General features: G+C 66.4%; 19 protein-coding genes and 5 pseudogenes. 9 read left to right on the top strand and 15 right to left on the bottom strand.

Going from position 1 to position 22,667, the window contains the following annotated elements:
- Positions 1-29 precede the first annotated feature (29 nt).
- The 5 genes and pseudogenes from ACQ86M_RS18355 to ACQ86M_RS18335 all read left to right on the top strand — a co-directional run bounded on the left by ACQ86M_RS18355 (position 30) and on the right by ACQ86M_RS18335 (position 4,304).
- Complete coding sequence (locus ACQ86M_RS18355) at positions 30-791, top strand: sirohydrochlorin chelatase (protein ID WP_431246485.1); 762 nt, start codon at positions 30-32, stop codon at positions 789-791.
- A 200-nt stretch (positions 792-991) separates the two neighbouring features.
- On the top strand, positions 992-2,005 hold the full coding sequence (locus tag ACQ86M_RS18350; protein WP_431246484.1) for an ETEC_3214 domain-containing protein: 1,014 nt from the start codon (positions 992-994) through the stop codon (positions 2,003-2,005).
- 55 nt (positions 2,006-2,060) lie between these two features.
- Positions 2,061-3,344, top strand: coding sequence for a flavin-dependent oxidoreductase (locus ACQ86M_RS18345; RefSeq protein ID WP_431246483.1), 1,284 nt, complete (start codon positions 2,061-2,063; stop codon positions 3,342-3,344).
- Positions 3,341-3,553, top strand: a pseudogene (locus ACQ86M_RS18340) (TilS substrate-binding domain-containing protein); the annotation flags it as partial. The gene ACQ86M_RS18345 and the pseudogene ACQ86M_RS18340, both read left to right, overlap by 4 nt.
- Positions 3,554-3,818: 265 nt before the next feature.
- Positions 3,819-4,304, top strand: coding sequence for a DUF3237 family protein (locus ACQ86M_RS18335; protein WP_431246482.1), 486 nt, complete (start codon positions 3,819-3,821; stop codon positions 4,302-4,304).
- Between the two features lie 10 nt (positions 4,305-4,314).
- Here the strand turns inward: ACQ86M_RS18335 and ACQ86M_RS18330 are convergent, their stop codons facing one another.
- Positions 4,315-5,733, bottom strand: a complete 1,419-nt coding sequence (locus ACQ86M_RS18330; protein WP_431246481.1) for an amidase — start codon at positions 5,731-5,733, stop codon at positions 4,315-4,317.
- 63 nt (positions 5,734-5,796) lie between these two features.
- On the opposite strand from ACQ86M_RS18330, the gene ACQ86M_RS18325 reads away from it, so the two are divergent.
- Positions 5,797-6,426, top strand: coding sequence for an Lrp/AsnC family transcriptional regulator (locus tag ACQ86M_RS18325; protein WP_431246480.1), 630 nt, complete (start codon positions 5,797-5,799; stop codon positions 6,424-6,426).
- A 6-nt stretch (positions 6,427-6,432) separates the two neighbouring features.
- Here ACQ86M_RS18325 and ACQ86M_RS18320 read toward each other — a convergent pair whose 3' ends face one another.
- The 6 genes from ACQ86M_RS18320 to ACQ86M_RS18295 form a co-directional block, all read right to left on the bottom strand.
- The gene (locus ACQ86M_RS18320) at positions 6,433-7,245 is read right to left on the bottom strand and encodes an ABC transporter ATP-binding protein (RefSeq protein WP_431246479.1); all 813 of its coding nucleotides are present in this window, start codon (positions 7,243-7,245) and stop codon (positions 6,433-6,435) included.
- Complete coding sequence (locus ACQ86M_RS18315; RefSeq protein ID WP_431246478.1) at positions 7,242-8,249, bottom strand: ABC transporter ATP-binding protein; 1,008 nt, start codon at positions 8,247-8,249, stop codon at positions 7,242-7,244. Before ACQ86M_RS18315 ends, ACQ86M_RS18320 begins: the two co-directional genes overlap by 4 nt.
- A complete protein-coding gene (locus ACQ86M_RS18310) occupies positions 8,249-9,112 on the bottom strand; it encodes an ABC transporter permease (protein ID WP_431246477.1) in 864 nt (287 codons plus the stop codon). The genes ACQ86M_RS18315 and ACQ86M_RS18310 overlap by 1 nt, the downstream gene beginning before the upstream one ends.
- Positions 9,109-10,104, bottom strand: a complete 996-nt coding sequence (locus ACQ86M_RS18305; RefSeq protein WP_431246476.1) for an ABC transporter permease — start codon at positions 10,102-10,104, stop codon at positions 9,109-9,111. Before ACQ86M_RS18305 ends, ACQ86M_RS18310 begins: the two co-directional genes overlap by 4 nt.
- A 12-nt stretch (positions 10,105-10,116) precedes the next feature.
- Positions 10,117-11,757 (bottom strand): ABC transporter substrate-binding protein, encoded by a 1,641-nt coding sequence (locus ACQ86M_RS18300; RefSeq protein ID WP_431246475.1) that lies wholly within the window; start codon positions 11,755-11,757, stop codon positions 10,117-10,119.
- 225 nt (positions 11,758-11,982) lie between these two features.
- Entirely contained in the window at positions 11,983-12,558 is a 576-nt protein-coding gene (locus ACQ86M_RS18295; protein ID WP_431246474.1) for a helix-turn-helix domain-containing protein, read from the bottom strand.
- Between the two features lie 115 nt (positions 12,559-12,673).
- On the opposite strand from ACQ86M_RS18295, the pseudogene ACQ86M_RS18290 reads away from it, so the two are divergent.
- Positions 12,674-13,454, top strand: a pseudogene (locus ACQ86M_RS18290) (IclR family transcriptional regulator).
- A 27-nt stretch (positions 13,455-13,481) separates the two neighbouring features.
- Here ACQ86M_RS18290 and ACQ86M_RS18285 read toward each other — a convergent pair.
- The 8 genes and pseudogenes from ACQ86M_RS18285 to ACQ86M_RS18250 all read right to left on the bottom strand — a co-directional run bounded on the left by ACQ86M_RS18285 (position 13,482) and on the right by ACQ86M_RS18250 (position 20,751).
- The gene (locus ACQ86M_RS18285) at positions 13,482-13,955 is read right to left on the bottom strand and encodes a hypothetical protein (RefSeq protein ID WP_431246473.1); all 474 of its coding nucleotides are present in this window, start codon (positions 13,953-13,955) and stop codon (positions 13,482-13,484) included.
- Between the two features lie 8 nt (positions 13,956-13,963).
- A pseudogene (locus tag ACQ86M_RS18280) lies at positions 13,964-16,104 on the bottom strand (acetate--CoA ligase family protein).
- A gap of 142 nt (positions 16,105-16,246) precedes the next feature.
- On the bottom strand, positions 16,247-16,600 hold the full coding sequence (locus ACQ86M_RS18275) for a TetR family transcriptional regulator C-terminal domain-containing protein (protein ID WP_431246472.1): 354 nt from the start codon (positions 16,598-16,600) through the stop codon (positions 16,247-16,249).
- A gap of 289 nt (positions 16,601-16,889) precedes the next feature.
- Complete coding sequence (locus ACQ86M_RS18270) at positions 16,890-18,263, bottom strand: NAD-dependent succinate-semialdehyde dehydrogenase (RefSeq protein ID WP_431246471.1); 1,374 nt, start codon at positions 18,261-18,263, stop codon at positions 16,890-16,892.
- A 50-nt stretch (positions 18,264-18,313) separates the two neighbouring features.
- Positions 18,314-19,015 carry a 2Fe-2S iron-sulfur cluster-binding protein gene (locus tag ACQ86M_RS18265; protein WP_431246470.1) on the bottom strand — a complete coding sequence of 234 codons (702 nt, stop codon included), beginning with the start codon at positions 19,013-19,015 and terminating at the stop codon, positions 18,314-18,316.
- Positions 19,016-19,026: 11 nt separating this feature from the next.
- Positions 19,027-19,419, bottom strand: a complete 393-nt coding sequence (locus ACQ86M_RS18260; RefSeq protein ID WP_431247917.1) for an FAD-binding oxidoreductase — start codon at positions 19,417-19,419, stop codon at positions 19,027-19,029.
- A pseudogene (locus tag ACQ86M_RS18255) lies at positions 19,408-20,130 on the bottom strand (MOSC domain-containing protein); the annotation flags it as partial. The gene ACQ86M_RS18260 and the pseudogene ACQ86M_RS18255, both read right to left, overlap by 12 nt.
- A 141-nt stretch (positions 20,131-20,271) precedes the next feature.
- Positions 20,272-20,751 (bottom strand): MarR family winged helix-turn-helix transcriptional regulator, encoded by a 480-nt coding sequence (locus ACQ86M_RS18250; RefSeq protein WP_431246469.1) that lies wholly within the window; start codon positions 20,749-20,751, stop codon positions 20,272-20,274.
- 100 nt (positions 20,752-20,851) lie between these two features.
- On the opposite strand from ACQ86M_RS18250, the gene ACQ86M_RS18245 reads away from it, so the two are divergent.
- Both ACQ86M_RS18245 and ACQ86M_RS18240 read left to right on the top strand, forming a co-directional pair.
- The gene (locus ACQ86M_RS18245) at positions 20,852-21,778 is read left to right on the top strand and encodes an SDR family NAD(P)-dependent oxidoreductase (RefSeq protein WP_431247916.1); all 927 of its coding nucleotides are present in this window, start codon (positions 20,852-20,854) and stop codon (positions 21,776-21,778) included.
- 3 nt (positions 21,779-21,781) lie between these two features.
- Positions 21,782-22,665, top strand: a pseudogene (locus ACQ86M_RS18240) (amidohydrolase family protein).
- Positions 22,666-22,667 lie beyond the last annotated feature (2 nt).

Genomic DNA, 22,667 nt, shown 5'->3' with positions numbered 1-22,667 from the left:
CACGTCGCACGCACCGATCCCGAGGGTTCATGATCGCCATCCTCACCGTCTCCCACGGCACCTCCGACCCGCTGGGCCAGCGGGCCATCCAGGCATACGCGGAAGCCATCCACGCCGCGGTCGATGCCGACATCTCGGCGCACGCCTACGTGGACGTCCAGGAGCCCGACCTCTCGACGGCGCTCACCAGCCTCCCTCGCCGTGCGACCGTCGTGATCGTGCCGCTGCTGCTCTCCCGCGGCTACCACCTCGGCCACGACATCCCACTCGCAGCGCAGCCGTTCGGGGATCGTGTCGTCATCGCCCACGCGCTCGGTCCGGATGACCGGCTGGCGCACGTTCTGCGTCGCCGACTTCGTGAGGCCGGGGTGTCGCCGACCGACCACATCGTGCTCGCCGCCGCAGGCTCGACGGACACGGCCGGCGTGGACGACGCCCGCCAGGCCGCGCTGTCGCTGGGCATCACGCTCCAGCGCCCGGTGACCGTCGCGTTCCTGAGCGCCGCCCAGCCCGTCCTCGCCGACGCGGTCGCCCGGCATCGGTCGGCCGACGGTGGGCGCGTCGCAGTCGCCAGCTACCTGCTCGCCCCCGGGTACTTCCATGACAGGATTCGAGCGACCACGGCGGACACCTCGACGCCGCCGCTGCTCACCGTCGACACCGCACCCGCGTACGAATTGGTCGCGATCGCTGCCGATCGTTATTCGGCGGCGCTGTCCGTTCTCGGAGCAGGCCCGCGCGCGTCGGATCCGCTGCGAGCAAGAGCGATCGACGACGACACAGCACCATAGCCGGAGCCCACGAGCAGAAGGATCGCCGTCACGACGATCCCCGGCTCGCCCTGCGGCTGGGGCAGCAGCAGGCTCACCAGAGCGACCGCGCCCAGACCGACACTCATCACGAGGAAGAAGATCAGCGCGGACCGGCGCTCGTCTCTGCTGTGGGACCCGGGGGCTTCACCTTCCCCATTCGAGCGATGCATCGGGGAAGCATGGCAGTCGGGCGCGGTTACGCAAAGGCCCGGTTACGAACCGTGAACATCCTGGCGGATGACATCTTGTGCTGCGACAACGGCGGATGGCACCATGCGCGCATGCCCGACAGCAGCACGACGAAGCGACCCTTGTGGCCGAGGGTCAGACGGGTCGCGGAGACGGTGCTCTTCATCATCGGCATCCCCACCGCGATCGTCACCTTCGTCGCGCTGCTGCCTCAGGCGTGGGCGGCAACCCATGTACATCAGGTCGACGCGAGCCTGCTCAGGGGCCTGCACGTCGGCTACTCCACGGACTACGTGAGAACGAAGCTCGGCGCCCCGACGTTGCAGCGCAGCGACGGCGACTACGTCCAACGTGCCTACCTCCGTGACGAATGGAGCGTGCTCACTGTCTCGGACAAGGCATCGCGGGTCGTCGCCCTTGCGGTGCTGGCGTGCGGATCCGGTTTCCAGCCGAGCTTCGACACCCCGGGCAATACTGTGGTGACGCTCAACTCGTCGACGATGCGAGAGTCGGAGACCCACGTGAAGAATCCCGTGCCGCCTCCGGTCGGCACCCAGGTCGTCTCCCCAAGGGACGCCGAAGCTGCGTCGGTGGGCTACTTCTCGATGCCCGGGTCGAATGACTTCCCGGCTCTCGTGACGAAAGTCGGCGCTCGATCGGCGGCCGGCGCGTCCGGCGGCAGCTATCTGTTCGGGGTGTCCGGGGTCTGCGCATCCGACACCGACTACTTCGGGAAAGGCGACAACCTCGCCTTCGTCGACTCCCGTGAGGTCGTGAAACCGAGCGGCTACCCGAGCGTCAGGAGCTACCTCGCGACCCACAGGCCGAACTTCTACGCCGAAGCCGTCGCGTCCACGCTCGGCCTCGACTCGACCTCCGGCTATCCGTGCTTCGCGCTGTACGAAGACGATAAAGCCTGCGTCCTCCCGACCATTCAAACTTTCCAGCTCCCCTCCTCGGTGCTCGAACCGAAGGGAAGCCACTGGTGGCAGAACCTCTGGTAGTCACAGTTCGTTCTCCCTTGACGGCCCGACGATTTTGTGACAAAACTATTCCACCGTGGAGTCGACGAAGGAGTCGGATATGAGGGTGGTAATCGTCGGGGCCGGCATCGGTGGGCTCACTGCGGCCCTGAGCCTGCACGCCATCGGCGTCACCGATGTCGTCGTGGTCGAGAAGGCGACGGAGTTGAAGCCCCTGGGGGTCGGCATCAACCTGCTCCCCCACGCGGTCCGGGAACTGACCGAACTCGGGCTGGGCGAGCGCTTGGCCACCATCGGCGTCGCCCCCTCGACACTCACGTACACCAACCGCTTCGGGCAAGAGATCTGGAGCGAGCCTCGAGGTGCCGCGGCCGGCTACCGATGGCCTCAGATCTCCGTCCACCGCGGCGAGTTCCAGATGGCCCTCGCTGCCGAGGTCATCGGACAATTGGGTGCCGATGCGATCCTGCTCGGGCATTCTCTGGTACGCATGGAACACGGGGACGGCTACGACACGGCCGTCCTCAAGACAGCCGCAAACGACACCGTCCGCGTCGACGCCGACATTGTGATCGGCGCGGACGGAATCCACTCTGCCGTCCGGCGGCAGTTGCATCCCGGCGCGCCAGGACCGAAATGGAATGGCTTGACGATGTGGCGTGGAACTGCGCTCATCGAGCCCTACCTCGACGGCAGCACGATGATCATGGCCGGTGACGACGATCAGAAGTTCGTCGCGTATCCCATCGGTGAACGACAAGCCGACGGTCGCGCCCGAGTCAACTTCATCGCCGAGAAACGCGTGCCTGGCTCGCTGGAGTCGGTCGACTGGAACAACGAGGTCCCCCTCGCGCCCATCCGGGACCTCTTCGCGACATGGCGGTTCGACTGGCTCGACATCCCCTCGCTGATCGGCTCGGCGGAGCGGGTGCTCCAGTATCCGATGGCCGACCTCGACCCCCTGACCTCCTGGACGGAGGGCCGAACCACTCTGCTGGGAGACGCCGCACACGCGATGTACCCGAACGGATCGAACGGCTCCTCCCAGGCGATCCTCGATGCACGGACCCTCGCTTTCCACATCGCAGAGACAGGCGCCGCTGATCTCGCACTCGCCGCCTACGAGGCGGACCGGCGACCTGCGACGACAGCTCTGCTTGAGAGCACGCGGCGCACCGGGCCTGAACGCGTCATGGTGCTCGCCCGCGAACGCGCCCCATTGGGCTTCCGGAACCGCGACGAGATCTTCGCAGAGGGTGAGCTGGCTGAGATCGCGGCCGCGTACAAACGCTCCGCCGGCTTCGACCCTGAAGCCCTGAACCGGCGCGCCTCGCTGACTCCCTCTCGGCCCGTGCTGTGACAGCCGAGGGAGGCGCCCAGCTCGCGCGCATCATCTCACCGCTTCGGCGCAACCTCCTGCGTGCGACCCGCGCAGCTGCTGGGCTTCCCGATCTGCCCGACGCGCAGATCGAGATCATCCGCGCCCTCCTCACCGGAAACGCACAGACTCCGGGGGATCTGGCCGCGTTGCTGGGACTCCGCCGTTCGACGGTCAGCAACCTGCTGCTGCGCATGGAGAGCACCATGCTCATCTCGCGACGCACGATCGATGGGGATGCCCGGCGAGTTCACGTCGAGGCGACGGAACGAGCCGAACGGCTGTTCGCGTCGTTCGACGCAGCGAGCGCCGCCATCGTCGAGGACGCACTGGCGAATCTCGACCAAGCCGACCGGGACGCTGTGCTGGCATCCCTGACCGGCCTGGAACGCCTGGCAGAATCGTTCGCTGAGGTCAGAACCCAGACGAAACGCCGCAACACGGGGGAGCAGCATCGTGAGCGCTCGTCCGGAACCAGCGCTGGAGGCGGTTCTCGACGTCGTCGTCGAGCTGGGAGATCTGGTCGACCACGGCACCACTCGCTCCGGCCACCGTCGGGTCATTCCGATCCTGGGCGGGACCATGCGAGGGCTCGGACGGTTCGCTTCGATCCTTCCGAGCGCGCAGATCGAGCGCGGCGGCGCGGATTGGCAGGTGGTGCGTCCCGACGGCGCCATCGATGTCGACACTCGCTACACCGCAAGGACCCCTCAGGGTGCGCTCATCTATCTGCAGACGAGCGGCGTGCGAACGGGAAGCGCGGAGATTCTCGCTGCGCTCGGGCGCGGCGAGATCGTAGACCCCGCCTCGTACTACTTCCGCCTCCTCGTCCGGTTCGAGACGTCCGCGCTGGATCTGCAGGAGCTGGAGCACGGGCTCTTCATCGCCAGCGCCGCGCGTGACGCCGGCCGCGTGACGTACACGGTCTACCGCGTCGGCTGACCACTGCACGTCACGCCAGAGCGATCTCCGGCCGGAACTGACGCCACGGCGCAACCTGCTCGAACAACGCGCCGACCTCGAGGACGCCGACATCATCAAGATGATTGCCGACGATCTGCATGCCGATCGGGAGGCCCTCGGCGCTGAAGCCGCAGGGAACGGTGAGCGCCGGGAGCCCTGCATGCGAGGGACTCTCGGTGAAACGGTGAAAGTCGATCTGCGGCATCGTGACGGCGACCCCGTCGACATCGGCGTTGCCTCCGCGGTCGCCGGGGTGACGGAACGGAGCGACGGGCAGGGTGGGCGTGACGATGAAGTCGAATCCGTCGAAGACCTTCTGGTACACCTCGTACAGGTGCACCCGCGTCTTGGTCGCAGCCTCGTAATACTCGGCGGGTCCCCCGGCTTTGCTCGCGAGGTCGCGCATCGCGGGATGCGGGAGGGGCGGCGAATCGGCCCCGGCCACGAACCCGGGCCCCCAGAACGCCAGGAAGTACGCGACCGGATCCGGAAGAGGAAGGTCGACCAACTCGACAACGATCCCGGCATCCGCGAACCTTGCGACGGCACGCGAGGCGATGTCCTCGACTTCCCGCGCGACCGGTCCGCCTGCCGGTCGCGGGGCGAAAGCGATTCTGGTGCCCCGAAGATCCCGAAGCTCCCGAACCCGTCGGAAGTAGTCGGTCCCCTCATTCGGAAGCGACAGGGGGTCATGGCGGTCCGGGCCCACAGTCTCACGGAACAGCAGCGCCGCGTCGGCAACCGAGCGCGTTATCGGCCCCTCGCTCGACGACGCATCCCACGGGTGACGGTTCGGGATGCGCCCCATCGACGGCTTGAATCCCACGACGCCGCACATCGCGGCCGGCACCCGGATCGAGCCGCCCCCGTCGGAGCCCCACGCGATCACGCCGTCTCCGCTCGCGACCGCGGCCGCGGCGCCGCCGCTCGACCCTCCTGCAGCGAAAGCCGGATTCCACGGGTTGTTCGTGATGCCGGTGAGCGCGCTCTCCGTCGTCCCCAGCATCCCGAACTCGGGCGTCGTCGTCTTGCCGATGAGCACCGCGCCCGTGGCACGCACACGGGCCGCCGTCATCGAATCCGAGGTCGGTACGTTCGAGGCGAACTCGGTCGACCCGAACGTCGTCCTGACACCTGCGGTCTCGGTGAGATCCTTGATGCTGATCGGAACACCCAGCAGCGGCGGCAGGACGTCCACGTCATCCGCCTGGGCGACACGCGAGTCGGCCGCACGAGCCGCGGCTCGTGCCTGCTCCGCGACCACGGTGACGAATGCGTTGATCGACGGCTCGAGCCTGTCCACGTGCTCGAGCGTGGCCTCGACGAGTTCCAGCGAGGTGATCTCGCCGCGTCGGATCATCTCGGCCGCGCGAAAGCCGTCGACCCACAGGAGTTCTTCATCAGCCATGGTGCTCCCTCGTGAGCTCGATCTACGGGTCATCGTGCGCGCCCTTCGCAGCGCGCACTCTACATGTGCTCACACTCTGCCAAAGCGGGACGGCGGGCACGGAGAGCCGTTCCTCCTCCTGGAACGACGGATCGTTCCATCGTAGGAAACCTCTCCAGCCGCGCCGGGAGTCACTGGCGCAGACTGGGTGGACGTCATCGCTCGGAGATTCGAGCGCTGAGCGACTCCGAGGTGCTCATGGAACGAATCCCCCGCAGAAGGTCGCCTTTGCGCGACCTCGATAAGCGGATCATCGGCGTCCTGCGCGATGCCCCGAGGATGCCGGTGGCCGAGCTCGCACGACTTCTCGACGGGAAGCCGGAGACCATCGGCGCTCGGCTCCGCGCGCTGCGGCGGAAGGGCACCATCAGGTTCACCGCAGTCGAGGCGGCCCCCGCCTCCGCTTTCGCACTGATCTCTGTTCGGCCGGGCGCGGTGGAACAGGTGATCTCGTCCATCGCTGAGATCGAGGAAGCGTCGCTCGTCGCCGAGACGACGGGGCGATCCTCCTTGCTGATCGAGCTCACCCTCCGCGATGCCGCCCACCTCAGCGATCTCCTGCATCGGCGCATCGGCCCGGTGGCCGGGGTCGACGGTGTCGAAGCATGGATCGCTCTCGCGGTAGTGAAGAAGCGCGCCTCTCGTCGCCGGTGACGCCGGCTATGCCGTCTGCTGCCATTCAGGACTCGGAATAGCGGCCAGCAGGCGCTTGGTGTAGTCGTTCTGGGGAGCGTCCATGACGGAGGCGGTGGGACCCGATTCCACGATCACTCCATTGCGCATCACGATCACGGAATCAGACACCTGGCGCACGACCGCGAGGTCATGCGACACGAAGAAGTACGAGACCCCCACCTCCTCGCGAAGGTCGATCAGCAAGTTGAGGATCTGGGCCTGCACGCTGACGTCGAGCGCGGACACCGCCTCATCGAGGATCAAGAGTTCGGGCTCCAGTGCTAGTGCGCGCCCGATCGCGTACCTCTGTCGCTGTCCTCCGGAGAGCGACCGAGGCCGCTTGGCGAGGTGGCTGGAATCCAGCCCCACCATCTCGAAGACCTCGACGGAGCGACTTCTACGCCAGGCTCGGGATTGCCGTGGATTGTGAAGCACGAGGACCTCCTCCAGCCCCTCTCCCAGCGTTTGCCGGGGATCGAGGGATCCGAACGGATCCTGGAAGACCATCTGGACATGCCGGGCGTGAGAGCGCCGAGCTTTCAACGACGAGGAGGCCGTCCACTCGCGGCCGTTGAGGATAATCGTGCCCGATGTCCGCTCCTCGAGACCCGCGATGATCCGGGCGGTGGTGGTCTTCCCCGAGCCGGACTCACCGACCACGGCAAGGGAACCGCGCCGTGGGATGACGAAGCTGGCATCGTCGACGGCGACGAAGTCGCCCCAACCGCCCGCCGCGTCCTGAACGCGGAAGGTCTTGCGGAGGTCGCGGACCTCGAGCAGAACGTCGCCTGCGCTCATCCGGCCACCTCCATCAGTTCATCCTGCAGTTCTTCGGCTCGATGACAGGCCACTGTCCCGTTGCCGTACTCGCGAAGCTCCGGGACGCTGGAGCGGCACCTCGCCTGTGCGAACGGGCACCGAGGTGCGAACGCGCACCCCGTTCCCGCCTCGGCGGCGGCGATCGGCCGCCCAGGGATGCTTTCCAACTTCGCCTGGGACCGCGGGTTGGGCCGCGATCGCAAGAGTGCGGACGTGTACGGATGCGAAGGCCGGAAGTACACGTCGCGGGCCGGACCGCGCTCGATCACGCGGCCCGCGTACATCACGACGATGGTGTCCGCCACCGCCGCTGCCAGGTCGAGATCGTGCGTGATGAAGAGCAGGGAGAGCTCGCGGTGCTTCTTGAGTGAGGCGAAGACCGCCATGACGTCGGCCTGGACGGTCACATCGAGCGCAGTCGTCGCCTCGTCGGCGATGATGAGTTCGGGCTCCGGCATCAGCGTCATCACGATCATCATCCGCTGCAGCAGACCTCCCGACAGCTGATGGGGGTACTGCTTGAGGCGACGTTCCCCATCGGGGATACCGACCTCCTGCAGGAGCGCGAGAGCCTTCCGGCGAGCCTCGGGCTTCGACATGAGACCACTCGTCACGACGCCCTCGGTGAGGAAGTCACCGACGGTCCACAGCGGGTTCACATGGGCTCGCGGATCCTGGTAGATCATGCCGATCTCCCTCGACCGGAACCGGCTGAGGGCCTTCGCGGTCATACTGAACACATCCGACCCGCCGAAGGTCACGGACCCCCGCGGGCGGGCACCGTCAGGGAGGAGCCGCATGATCGCGCGAGTGGTCATGCTCTTCCCCGATCCGGACTCACCGACCACGCACACGGACTCTCCGCGGGCCACCGTGAAGTCGACGTCGAGAAGGACGGGGATCGCCGTCCGCGAGCGTCTCGGGACGATGTCGAGACCCAGGTTCTTGACCGTCAGGAGCGGTTCGTTCGAAGTCGAAGGCATCAGAAGGCTCCCAGACGTTGGGTGATTCTCTCGCCGAGCACGTTGTAGGCGACCACGGTGATCACGATGATGGCTCCTGCAGCGATCGTCTGCTGGGCGCTGCCGGCGAGCAGTTCGGCTCGCCCGGCGTTGACCATCGCGCCCCACTCAGGAGTCGGCGGGGGCACGCCCAAGCCGACGAAGGAGAGCGCCCCGAAATCGATGAGTGCTGAACCGAAGCTCAGCGTGGCCTGCGCCAGGATCAGCGGCGTCAGATTGCGGAGGATGTGTCGCAGGTTGATCTGGAAGCCCGACATCCCGGCGAGCTGAAACGCCTCGACATACGGCCGCCGCCGTTCCTGTATCGCTGAGGACCGGATGACCCTCGCGACATACGGGATGTAGACGAGAGCCAGCGCCAGTACGGGCGCCCAGAACCCACCGCCGAACACCGCGACGGCGATCACGGCGACGAGGATCGCCGGAACAGCGAACATGACGTTGAGCACCTTGCTCAGGGCGCTGTCCACGACGCCGCCCTTCCAAGCGGCTAGGAGAGCGAGGGTGACCCCGAAGGTGATGCTGATCGAGACGATGATGATCGGCCCGAGGAAGCTCAACCGGGCCCCGACGAGTATCCGGGAGAAGATGTCCCGACCGAGCGAATCGGTGCCGAGGAGATGATCCCAGCTGGGAGGCTGGCTGGACGAGAGGATGTCGGTCGCCAGTGGGTCGTAGGGGGCGACGAGCGGCCCGAACACCGCCATCAAGAACAACAGGGCGCAGACGACCAGCGCACCGGTCAGCACCGGATCCGCCCTCCACCAGGCGTCGGTCATGCGTGTTCGACGGAGGCTGACGGGCGCCGTGACGGGAGCGGTCATCGGCGGCTCCTTTTGCGAAGCTTCGGGTCGAGAACGACCTGCAGGATGTCGACGACCGTTGTCATGACGACGAAGACGGTGATGATGATGAGGGAGATGGCGGCGACGACCGGCTGATCCTTCGACAGGACGCTCTTGACCAGCAGAGAGCCGATGCCGTCGACGGCGAAAGCCGTCTCGACGACGATCGAACCGGCCACGAGTGCCGCCAGGGTCAGGCCCGACGCCGTCAGCACCGGGATGCCGGCATTGCGCAGTATGTGCTTGCGCAGCACGAGACCGAACGGAAGTCCACGACCGATCGCGGTGGTGACGTGCTCCTTGTTCCTCTCCTCCGTGATGGACGACATCGAGATCTGCGCGAGATAGGCCACCCAGCCGACCGCGAGAGCGATGGCCGGCAGCGTCAGGTGCCAGATCCTGTCGATTCCCGGCTCCCCCGCACCGAAGGTCGGGAACCAGCCCAGTCCGACCGCGAAGATGCCGATCAGGAACGAGGCGGCCACGAAGCTCGGGATCGAGATGAGGAAACCGATGGTCGTGCTCACCAGCGCGCGGGACTTCTTGGCGATCCCGCCGACGATGCCCAGCCCGATGCCGAAGACGAGGATGAGCACCATCGACATCACGACGAGTGCGGCCGTCGTTCCCAGCCGGGGTCCGACGATGGTCGAGACGTCCTGGCGGAAGGTGAACGAGAATCCGAAGTCACCATGAAGCGCGCTGGTGAACCAGTTCCAGAACTGCACCAGGACCGGTTCGTCGAGTCCCAGTCTCTCGCGTAGCGCCTGCCGTTGTTCAGCGGTCGCTTTCGATCCCAGAATCGTGGATACCGGGTCGCCCGGCGAGAGTGCCAAAGCGATGTAGATCACGAAGGCGGCGGCCACGATCGTCAGGATCGGTCCGACGATCCACTTGACGCCATAGTGCAGCGCGGAGCGCCACCACCGTGATGCGGTGGCGCTCCGTGCCTGGGGGATTGCTGCGGTCATCGAGGCGGAGCCCTACTTGGAGCCGATGTAGCCCAGAGCGGGCATACTCATGTACGCGAACGAGGTGATCGCGCCGCCGAGCTTCTTGTTGAGGTAGGTGACCGTGTTCGAGCTGACCAGCGGGATGACCGCGGAATCCTTCTCGGCGATGTCCTGGAACTCCACGATCAGCTGGGCTCGCTTCTTGTCGTCGAACGTCTGGCGGGCCTCGTTGAGCAGGCTAACCGCCTTCGCGTCGTCGAACTTGGTGTAGTTGTATGGCGAGTCCGGCAGGTACACGAAGCCGAGCGGCTCCAGCGGATCGGCCGCTGCATTGAAGCTGGGAGTCAAGAGCAGGTCGACGCCCAGCTGCTTCCTCGTCGCTTCGTCGTAACCGGCAGTGCTGAACTGCAGGGGCTGGATCTCGTCGATCTTGACGGTGATTCCCGCCTTCTTGGCCTGCTGCTGCACGAGCTGCGCGATGGTGGAGCTCGTCTCATCTCCCGCTTGGGTGCCGAGAACCACAGGCGAACTGTCGTACTTCGACTTCTTCACCAGTTCCTTCGCCTGATCGATGTTGAAAGCGCGCTTCTTCGCCCACTGATCGTAGGCCTTCTGGTAGACGGCCTTCTGATCGTTCGGCCACGTGCGCGGCGTCAGCTCCGTGTAGTTCGAGGTCGCGGCACCGTGGAAGACCACGCGGGCGAGTGCGTCACGGTCGATGGACACCTGCAACGCGTCACGAAGGTTGACGTCGGCGAGCGGGCCATCGGGCCGGGCGACGTTCAGCGCCCAACTCTCCATCGACGGACCGAAGTACACGGCACCGTTCTTGGACTTCTGCAGCGACGGGATCGACGACGCCGAGATCTGGTAGGACCCGTCGATCTCCCCCGCCGTCAGAGCCTGGGTGTATGCGGTGCTGTCCGTGATGAACCGGAAGGTGATCGCCGCGGCGTGCTGAGGAACCTTCTTGTTCCAGTAGTCGGGGTTCTTCTTCAGCTTGATGCTGTCACCGGGAGTCCAGCTCACGAACTCGTACGGTCCGCTGCACATGATTCCCCCGGCGGAGCTGCCGAACTTGGCCCCCGCCTTCTCGGCGAAGTCCTTCTCGACGACCATCCCGGCGAAGGTGGCCATCTCCGAGTTGAAGAGCTCGTCGGGCTGCTTGAAGTTGACCGTCACTTGGGTGGGGCTTGTCGCCTCGATGGAGCTCACGTTCTGATAGACGGCGGAGACGACGGACTTGGGGTCGGCGGCCTGGCGGAGGCTGTAGACGATGTCATCCACGGTCACCGGCTTGCCGTCCCAGAAGGTGGCCTTGGCAACCAGCGTGTAGACGAGCTTGGTCGGCGTCTCCTGCTTCGAACTCACGAGGTTGGAGCTGAGGTCGTAGTTCTCATTCACAGCCAGCAGCGGGTCGCACAGATTGCTGACCACGCCTGCGCTCGGGTAGTACACGGCGTTCGGAGGGTTGATCGTGTCCGGTTCCCCGTTGGGGAGGTTCCAGGTCAGCGATTCCACCGGCCCGGACGCCGCCGGCGCTCGACTGACCAGTTTGCTCGTCGCCGCGTTGGTGGATGCGGAACTGCATCCAGCGAGCGCGAGCATTCCTGCGACAACGGCGACCAGAGCGACGGTGCTCCGCGCCGTGCCCTTTCGAATACTCCTCATGGGGGACTCCTCGGGGGTTCGGGCAAGTTATAAAGGTTATAGATCAGTTGCTATAAATAGATCAAGGTTTTTGAGCGATGACGTGAGAACTTAATCGTTCTGAAACCTTGAATCGTCTGCGACGTGCGCCAGGCCTCATTGTCCGGCGGCTCAACCGCAGGAGATGCCGGCTGTGCCACGCACTGGAACGCATCCTTCAGCTGCTGACGCATGGGGCGATCGGGATCAGAACGTGCGATCTCCACGCGCGCGCGGGAGCTGCGGCGACGTAGTGCAGACGAAGATGGAAGCCGATACCGAGATGGCTTTGAACGTGTGCGGCACATCACCGGGGAACCGGACGAAGTCCCCCGGCTCCGCGAAGACGGCTTCGGACTCCGGGCCCAGTCGCGCCTGGCCTTCGATGACGAAACAGTGCCGGAGGGTTCCCCGGCTGCCCGCGGGATGGCGCGAGACGCCGCTCGAGGAATCGAGACGCAGGAGCGAGTTGACGACGTAGCCGGAGCCGAACGACTCGTCCAACCCGCGGAAGCGAAGGTTTCCGCTGGTGTGCCAACGCGCCTCGGATCCGGGGTTCACCAGTATTTCGGTGCCCAGTTCGGTCAGCAGCGCACGGGAGGTGACGCCCAGCGCTGATGCCAGGCTCTCGACCGTGACGATCGTAGGATTGCCCGTTCCGGTCTCGATGCTCGCGATCGTCTGTTTTGCAAGACCTGCGCGGCGGCCCAACTCACCCAGCGATAAGCCGCGTTCTTCTCGGAATCGCCGCACATTGCGAGCGATCACGTTGTTCGCCGCCATGGGCACCTCACTCGGGTCACGGTTCTATAGCGTCCACTATAAATGACGGCTGTCCAATGTCGCCCGCTCAAGCTCTGCACAATGTGCAGAACAGACAACGGAAGGCGGGATCGCGATGGTGCAGTACCCTTCTCGTGCTCGCGACACGCGAACGGCCGTCGATAAGGCAGCCTGCGTTCTCCGAGCGTTCGGACGTGATGCCAACCTGGGTGTCGGGGTCAGCGAGCTGGCTCGCCGAACCCAGTTGAACAAGTCGACGACCTTCCGCCTCCTGGCCATGCTGGAGCGCAACGGGTTCGTTGAGCGCGCCGGTACCGCTTACCGCATCGGCCAGGTCGTACAAGAGCTCGGGACCCTGTCAGGCACACAGACGCAAGACACGATCCGGGATCTCATGACGCCGTACCTCGCTGATCTCTATGAGGCCACGCACCAGACGGTTCAGGTCGCCATCCTGGCCGGCCCGAATGTGGTCCACCTCAACAAGCTCGAAGGCCATGCCCGTCTTCGAACCCCGGCCCGCCTGGGGGCGGCAACCGGCCTACTGCACCGCAGTGGGGAAGGTGTTGCTCGCGTACGACGCCGTTGCTGCAGAACAAGTGCTCCGCGCGCCGCGGCATGCCTGGACGAGCCGCACGATCGTGGACGAGCAGGAGCTGCAGGAGGAACTGCGACGCGTTCGCCATGTCGGCGTGGCGTTCGAGCACGGCGAATCCCTCGATTCGCTCACCAGCATCGCGGCTCCGGTCATGGGCGCCCGCGGACTCCCGATCGCAGCACTTTCCATCTCCGGTGACAGCGCGACGTTCAATCCGGCCGCCGTCGAGCACATTCTCCGCCGTGTCTGCCTGCTCGCATCACGGTCCGCGCGTGCCCTTCGTCTCGACGCAGCGTAAGCGTCGAGACGAAGGGCGTGCGACCGGCTACTCGTCGCCGAGGACCGTCCAGTAGACCAGCCACTGGGCGACAGCGCCCGGCTTCTCGCGTCCTTCCACCTCGAGAGTGAGGTCATAGGTGACGAGTCGGTCTTCACCCTTTTCGACCACCGATGACACCGACCCTCGCACACGGATGCGGTCGGAGGTCGTCACAGGGCTGACGAACCGGACGCGGTCGAAGCCGTAATTCCAGCCCGACCATCGCTCATCTTCGACGAACGACACCCCGTTGACCAGGTAGTCGAGCAGCGAGAGCAGGTGGAATCCCTCGACCAGGCCCTCCGGGTAGAGGGCGAGGTTCACTCCGTTGGGGTTGGACTCCACGAATGACCCGGTCTCGAACGCCGCGATTCGGTCTTCGTCGACCCGGAGCCACGAGCTCACGAACTCGCGGCCGATCAGGGTCTCCAGGTCTTCCCAGGTGGCAGACGCCACGATGGCACCGGATTGTTCAGTCATGCGTGCTCCTAGAAGGTCTCAGAGGGGGCGGCCGACTCGACGACCAGGAGGGCGTCGATGAGGCGGACGCGCGAGGTGGACGGTTCTACCAGCACGGGGTTCGCATCGAACTCGGCGATGACGCCGTGCATGTCGTGGGCGAACCACGACACCGCCTCGATCACGCCCACCAACGCGGAATCATCCACACGGGGGTACAGGTTGCGGTATCCGTCGAGGAGCCGGGAGAGGCGCGTCGATCGCAGGAGTTCACCTGCTTGCGGTCGTGAGAGCGGTGCGAAGGCGGCCGAACTGTCGGCGAGCAGCTCCACCAGCACTCCCCCATGCCGGTGACCACCGCAGCTCCGATCTCCGGATCGGCGACCACCCCGACCAAGGCCTCGATCGAGTGCCCGATCTGCTCCTGAAGCTCGATCCCGCGCACCCGGGCGTCGGGGTACACCGTACGGACGGAGCTGAGGATCCGCGACCACGCCTCCCGCAGTTCGCCCTCGTCGCCGATCCCGATCACGACCCCGCCGGCTTCCGACTTGTGAGCGATGTCGGGGGAATCGATCTTCGCCACGAGCGGATACCCGATCGCGCGGGCTGCTTCAATGGCGTCGGCGACGGTGGCGCAGGCCTGCGATCGCACGAACGGCAGGCCGTATTCGGCCAAGAGCTCCCGGGTCCGAGCGCCGTCGACCGTGCGGGGACCGCGCTGAAGTTCTGCCCGGATCTCCTGCACGCGCTGTGCACTCGGGAGGAATCCCGGCCGGTCGCTCAGGGAGGGCTGTGCACGCGTCGCCAGCACCGCAGCAGAGACGGCCCGCAGCGCGTTGCTGATCCCTCTGATCACCGGCACGTCGTCCCGCGGCCCGGAGACGCGGCTGGGGTGAATGGAGACCGACGAACTGGAGGCGATCACGAAGACCGTGGAGGAGGACGCGGCCGCGTCGCGCACCGCGGCGACCAGATCGTCCTCGTACTCGATCTCGATTGCGTTGAGAGTCTGTTGGGAATCGGTGATGGCGACGAGGACATCGACACCGTCGTCGGACGCGACAGCCGTGATCGACTGCACGTAGCTGTCCTCGGCGGCGTAGACGGACCCTCCGAGATCGAGAGGATTGTTGATCGCGGCGCCGGGCAATGCCGCCGCGAGCGCCGACTGGGTCACGGGGGACAGTTCCGCCAAGGTGACGCCCCGCATCTCGGCCAGGTCCGCCGCCAATGCGGCCTGACCACCGGAGATCGTCAGGACCGCCGTGCGACCCGCTTTGAGCGACCGACCGTGGAGGTGCGAGAGCAGTTCGAGGGACGAGGCCAGCTCGTCGTAGTCGTCTACCAGAGGGACACCGTGCCGCTCGAAGAACGCGGTCGCGACCGCGGCATCGCTGACCACGGCACCGGTATGGGCCACCGTTGCCCGCGCTCCCGCCGAGGTGCGGCCGACCTTGAGGGCGACCACGGGCTTTCCCGCTTCGTGCGCGCGATCCAAAGCCGCGCCGAGCTGGTCTGCGTCGTGAACCGACTCGACGATCAAACCGATGACCGCGGTGGTCGCATCCTCGACGAGCGCGTCGACGTAGTCAGCGGTGCTGATGGCGGTCTCGTTCCCCGTGGAGATGACGTAGGAGAATCCGACGCCGGTCATGGTACGGGCGACGAAGATGGCGCCGGAGCCCGACTGGGAGATCAGAGCGACGTCTCCCGACGGCAGCCCAGTCATCACCCCCTCGTCCGCCCAGATCATCAGGTTCTCGGCGACGTTGTACAGCCCCATGCAGTTGGGACCGTGGATGGCCATTCCCGTGGAGTCCGCGAGCGCGCGCAGCTCGCGGAGCTGGTGCGCATCAAGACCGACGCTCAGGACGATGGCACTGCGCGTGCCCGTCGCGTGGATCTGCTCGAGGGTGGAGACTACTGCGTCCGGCCGCACGGCGACGACGGCCGTGTCCACAGCGGACACTCCTTCGAGCGAGGCCACCGATGCGATGCCCTCGATCTCTTGGCCGGCGGGGTGGAGGATCTCGATCCTGCCGGCGAACCCCTCCGAGCGGAGCGTGCGCACCACCTGATTGCCGGTTGCCGTGGGGCGGGTGGGCGAAGCGCCGACCACCAGCACACTGGATGCGTGGAGCAATTGCTGGAGTGGAGAATCCACCATCGTCGGCACAGGGCACCTCGATTCGCTAGTCCTGAGCTATGTGTAGCACTCACTATAAAATAGAGGGACCATTCCGCGCAGGGGAATTTCCGGCACGTACCGTTGCGCGGAACAGCCGCGGCCAGGCGGCTCCGAACGCCGCTCAGCCGACGGGCAGGCCGAGTCCGCGCATCGCGAAGTAGAGCGCTTCGAGCTGCCGCTTGCGGGTCCACTTGTTCGGTCGCTCGACCGCGGAGAGCACGATCCCATTGAAGAAGACACGGAGGCTCTCGACCGTGTCGTCCAGCTCGGACGAGCCGACGAACGGAGCGAGGTGTTCTCGCAGCAGGCCACGCATGCGTGTATCCATCGCCGTGTAGAAGTTCTGCACCTTGAGATCGGACGAACGTTCGGAGGCCATCATTACCCGGCCCGTCTCGCGCCTCTTGTCCGCCGGCGTGAGAGGGAGCATCCACTCCAGCAGGATCCGCAATCTCTGCTCGGGTGTCCGCCCCACCTCGATCCGTGCCAGTTCCTCGTCGAACGTTCGAAGCCACTGGTCCGTGATACCGACCAGAAGATCCGCCCTCGTCGGATAGAAGTGCGTGATGAGGGTGATCGACCCCCCATCTCCTCGGCGAGCCCCCGGAGCGTCAGCGCACCCGGGCCGCGCTCCGAGAGCAGCCGCTGGGCCGCCTCGGCGATCTCCTTCTGACGCGCTTCGCGATCGACCGCTCGGGGCACCGGCACGCTCCTCACCTGACGTTCCTGAGGGGTAGCATAGCGGTCGCTACACGATTGCCGTCTCAGCCCAGACGGATCAGCTTCCTGTTCAGGAACTCCTCGATGCCGAACCGCCCCAGCTCGCGCCCCGACCCGGATCGCTTCACGCCTCCGAAGGGCAGTTCTGCCCCCTCGGCTCCGACTGCATTCACGAAAACCATGCCGGCCTCGAGCTGATCTGCCACACGAAGCGCCTGCTCCGGGTCGGTCGAGAACACATACGATCCCAGGCCGAACGGCGTGTCGTTCGCCAGGCGTACGGCCTCGGCCTCATCGGCCGCGCGATACACCTGGGCGACGGGACCGAAGAACTCCTCCTGCGAGGCGGGGTTACCGCCGACGAGGCCGGTGAGCACGGTGGGCTCGAAATAGGCCCCGCGGCGGTTGCCTCCACGCACCAGGGTCGCCCCGTTCGACACGGCCCGATCCACCTGGGATTCCAGGAGCTCGGCCGCTCGGAGAGACGACAGCGGACCGAGCCGCGTCCCCGGGGCGAACGGGTCCGCGGCCTCCACCTCGCCCAGCCGTCTGGTGAAACGGGACAGGAACTCGTCGTAGAGAGAATCCTGGACGATGAAGCGCTTCGCCGCATTGCAGGCCTGCCCGCCGTTCTCGAGGCGCCCGGCCACGGCGAGTTCCACCGTCGCGTCCAGATCGTCGGTGGATAGGAGGATGAACGGATCCGAACCGCCGAGCTCGAGAACGACCTTCTTGAGATGACGCCCTGCCACCGCAGCGACGGCCGCTCCCGCCCGCTCCGATCCGGTCACAGATATTCCCTGCACCCGCGGGTCCGCGATCACATGCTCCACTTGCGTGTGCGAAATCAGCACCGTCCTGTATGCACCGTCGGGAACCCCCGCGTCACGGAAGATCTGCTCGATCGCCTCCGATGACTCGGGACACTGCTCGGCCGGCTTGAGAAGAATCGCGTTGCCTGCCACGAGGTTCGGCGCGGCGAAACGCGCCACCTGGTAATACGGATAGTTCCACGGCATGATCCCCAGCAGGACGCCGAGCGCCGCTCGCCGGACGAACGCGGTCCCCGTGCCGGCAAGGAGCTCGATCGGCTCGTCGGCGAGGAACTCCTCGGCATGGTCGGCGTAGTAGGCGTAGATCGCTGCAGAGAAATCCACCTCTCCGAGCGCCTGCTCGAAGGGCTTGCCCATCTCGCGCACGGCGATCTCGGCCAACTGGTCCCGTCGCTCGATGTGGAGCTCGGCCACCCGCCGGATGATTCGCGAACGTGCAGCGAGGCCGGCACGCGGAGACCACTGGCCCAGGGCACCCTGGGCCGCGTCGAGAGCGGCAGCGAGCTCGGTGTCGGTCATCTCGAGGTACGCGCGATGCGTTTCGCCGCTCGCAGGATTGATGACCGCGTAGCTGGTGGAGGGCATGACACTTATCCTTTTCATCATCGGAACCACAGGACGCAGCGCGAGACTCATCACTGGTCCTCCGCGGCCGCGAGACTGCGGACGCGGACGTCGGAGATCGGGACGGCGCAGCAGATGAGAGCCGTGCCCGGCTCAGGCGGGGAGATCGGGTCGACGAGGTAGGCCACCTCATCCGAGACTCTCATCGCGCACGTACCGCAAGCTCCCGCACGGCACGCTGCCGGCAGCGTGAGCCCGGCCGCGTCGGCGACATCGAGGATCGAACCCGCGGCGACAGTCCACTCCGCGTCGACGCGGTCGGCTCCGTCGTCGAAAGCGATCATGAAAGGACCGGGACGGGGTGGTTCACGCCGATCCCCCAGGTCGGTTCGAGGTGAGTAGAAGGGGTCGGAGCGGATCTGCTTTCCGCTCACTCCGAGCCGGCTGAGGGCGGCGCGCATGTCGGCCTCGAAGGCGGTCGGCCCGCAGATGACGACTGTCACCGACGCTGGGTCTTCGATGAGCGCGCGGAGATCCGCGTCTCCCGGCCTGCCCGTGTGAAATCCGGGCATCGGGTGGTCGGCAGTCAGGTAGACCCGGAGGTCCCCGCCGAGGGTAGCGAAGGATGCCCGCAGTTCGTCCAGGTGAGGGATCGACGCCACCGTTCGCGCCACGTGGATTCCCTTCACCACCCGGCTCGTGTCGCCTCTTCTCGCCAGGTCGCCGGCGATCGCCAGCGCCGGAGTGATGCCGATTCCCGCCGTGAGGAGCACGAGATCCCCTCTCACCCCCGGGAACCGCTGACGGAACCGAAGGGCCCGCTGATGACGACCTCGTCACCGGGAGCGAGTCGATGCACCCAGGGCGAGAATTCCCCGTCCTCCCTGAGGTCGACCGTTATCCGCGAACTCGTGTCGCTGACGGCGGAGACCGTGTAATTGCGCCAAAGGGGTGCCCCGCTCTCGATTCGGTGGAGACGGAGATGCTGGCCCGGCTCGGTAGTACGGAGGTGGCCGGAGTAGTCGGCGATCTCAAGACTCTTGGCGCCCTGCGCCGGCGAAGCGACGGAGAGGATGCGGCCGCGCCGGGGGCCGGCGGCGCGCTCGCGCGGAGTCAGTTCCTGCGGTCTCGGCTCGCGAACGACCTCTCCGACCCGGACCGGATCGGCGAGCGACACCTGTCCCGGCGTCACGACCCGGGCGTACATGCCGCAGTAGATGTGACCGAAGTGCGCGGCCAGCACGGCGATCAGATTGACCGACGTCGAGGCGGTGTCGGGGTCGACGGTGATGGCGCGGCAGCGCTCGATCGGCCGCAGGACCTCGAGCGTGACGTTCCCGACATGAAGGTAACGGCCGATGAATCCGAGCTCCTCCCAAGGCTCGAGCCCGTCGAGGTAGAAGTTGGCGCGGAACCGCCTCGGATCCACGTGCGCGCCTGCGCGGGATTCCAGTTCGCGGAGTGTGGCCAGGTTGATGATGGAGATGGGGGCATCCTTGAGGTCCCACAGGTGATAGCCCGACGAGACGAGGCGGGCATCGGCCTGCGGTGACGCGAACCACCGGGAGATGGTGCTGCGGGAGTTGTCGTCGGGGGTAGCCGCGCCGGACTCGTCGACGGGGATTCGGACCTTCTCACCCTGGGGGCTGGTCAGCAGAAGCGTTCTCGTCCGATCGCTGAGGGGCCCGAGCGTTGCCGTGAAGCCGGCCAGGTCGGGTCGTTCGGACAACGCATGGAACGCTTCGTAGGTCGTCCAGGTTCCGAACGGCTCGACGGGGACCCGGTCGTGAGCCAGCCCGAAGGCACGATCGAATGGGAGCCCGGACCGGCTGACGTCGGCGGCATCCAGGCCTTCGCCGCCCAGTCCTTTGACCGGATAGCGGTATACGGCGGCTAGGCGGGGGTGAAATCCTCCTCGGGTGAGCCGCCGTCATCGGGCGTCCGATCCGTGTCGCGCATGCGGCGAATCTAGGCGATCCGCCCCACGGAGGCCCAGCGGCGTGCCGGTGGGAGGAACACGACGGGCGCCTTATTCGGGCGCTGGAAGAGACGCGTCACGATCAGCGATCCGCGCGGGGGCGCCCTCCGCCTCGAGCCGGGCACGGACCGCGGCCAGGGCGTGGAGCAGGTCGTTCTGCTGCGCCGAGTCGAGATCGCTCGTCATGCGTTCTTCGAGCCGGGCCACAGGGAGGCGCAACCGCTCCAACGTGTTCCGCCCGGCGGCCGTGAGGTACATGCCGAACCTCCGCTTGTCGTCGCTGCTGCGCTCCTTCACAAGCAGCTCCCGCTCCTCGAGGACCGTGATCATCTGCGCCATCGTCTGCGGTCGGACGAACGAGAACCGGGCAAGGTCTGCCGCGGACATGCCCGGATGACGCTCGAGCACCGTCAGCGCCGTGTACTGCAGGGCGGTGATCCCCTCATCGCCGACGACGGCCTCCAGGTGCGCGCGCACCCCGAGTTCGACCTGCTTGACGAGGTAGAAGAAGGTCGTCGAGGACGGATTCACTCGACCATGGTGTCAGATCAGGAGAGGTCGCAAAATAGCCAGTAATACTGCTAATGTTCCCACGTTCTCTCCGAACGGATGAAAGGGGTTCCCCGTGACCATCTCCCTGCAAGGCAAAGCTGCGATCGTGACAGGAAGCGGTGGCGGGCTGGGCGCCGCCTACGCGACGGCACTCGCGGCGGCGGGCGCGGCCGTGGTGGTCAACGATGTCTCCGAAGAGGCCGTCGACCGCACCGTCGAGTCCATCCGCGCCGCGGGAGGAAAGGCGACCGGCGTCGTCGCACCGGTCGGGCCCACCGAGACCGCGGACGAGCTCGTCTCCGCAGCGGTGTCCGCCTTCGGCCGTCTCGACGCACTCGTGACGAACGCCGGCGTCCTCCGCGACAAGTCGTTGCTCAAGATGACCGACGAGGACTTCGACCTGGTCACCAACGTTCATCTCCGTGGGACGTTCACCTGCGTCCGTTCCGCCTTCCGCCACTTCCGCGAGGCCGAGACGCCCGGGCGAATCGTCGCCATCGGCTCGCCGACGGGGCAGCGCGGGAACTTCGGTCAGACCAACTACGCCGCAGCGAAGGCCGGCATCGTCGGGATGGTGCGCACCTGGGCCATCGAGATGCGCAAGGCGGGTGTGATGGTCAACGCCGTCGTCCCTGTTGCCGCGACCGCGATGACGCGGACCGTCCCCTACTTCGCGGCAGCGATCGAGGCGGAGGACCGCGGCGAGCCGATGCCCGGCTTCTACCGACACGATCTCGGCTTCGGCACGGCAGACGATGTCGCCGGCGCTGTGGTCTTCCTGTCATCCGACGAAGCGGACGGGATCTCGGGTCAGGTCATCGGCGTGGGCGGAGACCGCCTGCAGCTGTGGTCCCACCCGGAACCGGTCATCACCAGCTATCACGACGGCGGCTGGGCAGCGCAGGATCTCGCCGAGGTATTCCGGCTCGACCTCGCCGCCCACCTGCAGTCAGTCGGCGAGAAGTTCCCGCCCCTTCCCGCCGAATTCGAGCAGCCGAAGGCCTGAGCCGTGTATCGCTCCGCCATCGACGTCGCCTCGTTGACGGCAATCGATGTCCATGTCCACATCGAGGTCGACTCCGACGGCCACCCGTCGCTGCCCCCCGCGCTGGCAGAGGCGGCGTCCAGCTATTTCCGCAGCGACGACCTCCGCCTGGATCTTGCCGGAGTCGCAGAGTATTACCGCAGCCGCAGCATGGCCGCCGTGGTGTTCTCGGTCGATGCGCGCACGCAGCTGCAGCATGACCCGATCGACAGCGCAGCCATCATCGAGCAGGCGGCCGATCACGCGGACGCCTTGATCCCGTTCGCCTCGGTCGACCCGCGACGCGGGACCGCCGCCGTCGACGAGCTCGAATCCCTGGTCGTCGACCACGGGGCGCGCGGGGTGAAACTGCACCCGTCGCTCCAGGGGTTCGACCCGTCCTTGCCCGAGTACCGCCCCCTGTGGGAGACCATCGCCCGCCTCAAGGTTCCTGCACTCGTCCACACCGGGCAGACGGGGATCGGCGCCGGGATGCCGCAGGGCGCCGGTCTGCACCTGCGGTACTCGAACCCCATGCTGCTCGACGACGTCGCAGCGGAGGTCGCCGATCTGAAGCTGATCCTGGCGCATCCCTCGGTTCCTTGGCAGGACGAAGCCATCTCCATCGCCACCCACAAGCCCGACGTCCGCATCGACCTGTCCGGGTGGCGGCCCAAGTACTTCCCGCCTCAGCTCGTCCGCGCCGCATCCACGTTCCTTCGCGACAAGGTGCTGTTCGGAAGCGACTTCCCCTGATCACTCCGGACCGCTGGCTCGCCGACTTCGACGAACTCAGCATTCCGGAGCCTGCGCGCACCGCCATCCTGCGCGACAATGCCGCCCGATTCCTCGACCTCACCCAGGAGTAGAA

It is taken from the genome of Leifsonia xyli subsp. cynodontis, from assembly GCF_050632205.1.
Lineage (GTDB): Bacteria > Actinomycetota > Actinomycetes > Actinomycetales > Microbacteriaceae > Leifsonia > Leifsonia xyli_D.
Note: the sequence above shows the minus strand (reverse complement) of the source record. Positions and strands in the feature narration are given on the sequence as shown.